The 3,327-nt window shown below is 69.2% G+C and carries 3 protein-coding genes; all 3 read right to left on the reverse strand.

Going from position 1 to position 3,327, the window contains the following annotated elements; translation table 11 throughout:
• Positions 1-1,258 (reverse strand): family 78 glycoside hydrolase catalytic domain (locus AC1DBQ_RS22545; RefSeq protein ID WP_476930633.1); only part of this gene is annotated, 1,258 nt, incomplete at its 3' end.
• An 88-nt stretch (positions 1,259-1,346) separates the two neighbouring features.
• Positions 1,347-2,351 carry an oligopeptide/dipeptide ABC transporter ATP-binding protein gene (locus AC1DBQ_RS22550; RefSeq protein WP_476930634.1) on the reverse strand — a complete coding sequence of 335 codons (1,005 nt, stop codon included), beginning with the start codon at positions 2,349-2,351 and terminating at the stop codon, positions 1,347-1,349.
• The coding region (locus tag AC1DBQ_RS22555) for an ABC transporter ATP-binding protein (RefSeq protein WP_476930635.1) at positions 2,348-3,327 on the reverse strand (980 nt) is incomplete at its 5' end. The genes AC1DBQ_RS22550 and AC1DBQ_RS22555, both read right to left, overlap by 4 nt.

Here is a 3,327-nt window from a genome sequence, read left to right on the forward strand (position 1 = left end):
GCTGGGGGCAGTACTTCAGCGCGTCCGGCACTGTGATGGGAACGAGCCCGCCGGCGGCTTTTTGCTCGGCGGCCAGGTCCAGCAGCCAGTCCTGCAGGAATCCCTTGACGTCGTAGAGGAAGGCGGCCGTCGGGGCGAATACGGCGATATCCCCGGTCCAGCCGAGGCGTTCATCGCGCTGCGGGCAGTCGGTGGGGAGGTCCAGGAAGTTTCCCTTCAGGCCCCAGACGATGTTGTGGTGCAGTTGGTTCACCAGCGGGTTGGAGCACTCGAAACGGCCCGTGCGTTCAAGCGCGGAGTGCACCGCCACGGCCTCAAGGGACGCCGCGGTCAACTCGCCGGGCCAGCCGGAGACCTCCGCGTAGCGGAACCCGTGGAAGGTCTTGCTCGGTTCGAAGAAGTCCTGGCCGCCGGAGAGAATGAAGGTGTCGGTGGCCGCGGCCGAGCGCAACGGCCGGGTCCCTAGCTCGCCGTCTTCCAGTACTTCGGCGTGGCGCACGGTGATGGTGGCGCCGGCCTCGCCCTGGACGGTGAAGCGCAGCCAGCCCACGAGGTTCTGGCCAAAGTCCACCAGTGTCTTGCCGCCCGGTGAGGTGAAGATCTCCACCGGCGTGAGGACCTCGTTGCGCACCAMCGGCGGCCCGACGGGGTCCGCCAGCCTGTCGGCGTCGAACTCCAGCTCGTGGACCCCAACCCAAGTGCCTGCCCGCGTGCCGGCCGGCGCAGCGGCGCCGGTGTCGAACCMCGGCCGGGCCCAGCCCTCCGGTTCCCGCCGCGCGTCAATGGCCTGTCCGTCGTAGAGGTCGTTGGCTGTGGTGCCGGACGGCCCCGACTGCCAGGATGGGTCCGAGGCAACCGTCTGGACGTGGCCGTCAGCGAATTCGATGTCCAACTGACCGAAGAATCCCAGCTCATCGCCGTACAGACCCGATTTGCCGTGCCAGGCCAGGCGTCCGCGGTACCAGCCATTGCCAAGCGCAACGCCGATCACCGTGGCGGTCTCCACGAGCGCGGTCACGTCGTAGCTGCGGTAGCGCAGCCGCCATTCATAGGAGCTCCAGCCGGGGCTGAGAACGTCCTCGCCGACCGGGATGCCATTGATCTGTGCCTCGTAGATTCCGAAGGCGGTTGCCCGCAGCTGCGCGTTCACGACGGCGCCGTGGCCCTCGTCGAGCCGGAATTCCTTGCGCAGGAGGGGTGCGMCGTCGAAGTCCTGATCGGGGGCGATCATCGTGGCGGACCAGGGTKCCGGGATCATGTGGTGTCTTCCGTTCTTGTGCTGGTTTTCGTGGGAGGGGCTGAGGGTGCCGCGGGTGGGGCGGCCTCAGGATTCGGGGGCGTGCGGCTCAGGCGTAGTGGCAGGCGACGGCGGACGCGCCCACCGTCCGCAGGACTGGGCGTTCGGTACGGCACAGGTCCGTTGCCAGCGGGCACCGCTGGCTGAAGGGGCAACCGCCGGGCGCGGCGGCCGCGGCGGCCGCGGTCCGGACACCGAGCGCTTCCCGTTTTTGCCGCCGTTCGGCCTGTTCCGCCGGGCGGGGCACGGGCGAGGCCGCCACCAGCGCCTGGGTGAAGGGGTGGTGGGGCGACTCCGTGACGGCGGCAGCGGGCCCGCTTTCCATGACCTGGCCGCGGTAGAGAACCACRACGCGCTGGGCGAGGAACTGGACCACGGAGATATCGTGCGCAATGAAGAGGTAACTCAGTCCCCGTTCGTCCCGGAGGTCGGCAAGGAGGTTCAGCACTTGGGCCTGGGTCGAKAGGTCCAGCGCGCTGACCGCTTCGTCGCACACTACGAGGTTCGGTTCGCAGATCAGTGCCCGGGCGACGGCGATCCGCTGCCGCTGGCCGCCGGAAAACTGCCCGGGATACCGGTCCACGGCCTCACGGGGAAGTCCCACCCGCACCAGCATGTCCTCGGCGCGCTGCCGGGCTTCCCCGGCGGCCACGCCACGGATCCGCAGCGGCTCGGCCAGCGACGCGCCGATGGTCTGCCGGGGGTTGAGCGAGGAGTTCGGGTCCTGGAACACGGCCCTCAGCTCCCCGCCCAGTTCGCGGCGCCGCGCCGGGCTGGCGTGGGTGATGTCTGTTCCGTTGTACCGGATCGAACCCCCGCTGCACTTCTCCAGCCCCAGGATGGCCTTGCCGATCGTGGACTTGCCGGAGCCTGACTCCCCCACCAGCCCCACGGTTTCCCCGGGCCGGATGCTGAAGCTCACGCCGTCCACCGCCGCCGCCGCGGCGGCCTTCCGGCCCCGGCCGTAACGGACCACCAGGTCCGCCACGTCCAGKAGCGGCTGACCGGGAGACGGTACCGTTTCGTCCTGCCGTGCTGCCGTTTCGACGCTCATGCCTTATCCCTCTCAACATTGTCTCTCGAAAGCATGTCCCTCGAAGGAATGTCCCGCGAAGGAATGTCCCGCGAACGAACGTCCAGTACCCGGTGGCCCGGTACATCGGTGGCCACCCATTCCAGCCCCTCCACGGCCAGTTCATCGGCCTTGACGCAGCGCACCACGCCGTCGTCGGAGCCGGAGGGCACCAGCGGAACGGGCGCCACGCAGGCTGAACCGGCAAACTGGCACCGCGCCATGAACCGGCAGCCGCCCGGCCAGTCTTTGGGCTGCGGGACCTGGCCGTTGATGGTGGCGAGGCGTTCGGGCATGTCCGCGGCGGTGTTGGCGTGCGGGTCGGCGGCCAGCAGGGCCAGGGTGTACGGGTGGCGCGGGTTGTCGAGGATGTTGGCGGTCCGGCCGCTTTCCACCACCTGGCCMGCATACATGACCGCAACGGTGTCGCAGATGTCCGCGACCACGCCGAGGTCGTGGGTCACCATCACCACGGACATGCCGGTGTCTTTGACCAGCGTCCGCAGCAGCGAGAGGATCTCCGCCTGCACGGTCACGTCAAGGGCGGTGGTGGGTTCGTCCGCCACGAGCAGCCTGGGCCGCCCGGCCAGGGCCAGGGCGATGGCCACGCGCTGCGCCATGCCCCCGGAGATCTGGTGCGGGTAGGTCGTGAGAATTCGTGCGGCGTCCACGATGCCCACCTTTTCGAGCAGGCCCAGAGCTTCGGCCCGGGCTTCGGCTTTCCCGACGCCGCGCAGCCGCCGGACGGTCGAAATGAGCTGGTAGCCGACCGTGAACATGGGGTCCAGTGCCCGCATGGGTTCCTGGGAGATCAGCGCGATCTCCCGTCCCCGGACACCCTCCATTACGCTTTCCGGCGCGCCCGCAAGGTTCCGGCCGTCCCACAGGATCTGGCCGCCGGTGACGGCTACGCCGGAGGGCAGCAGTCCGAGCAGGGACAACGCCGTCATCGTCTTGC

The sequence above is a fragment of the Arthrobacter sp. 10T413_2 genome, assembly GCF_056394205.1.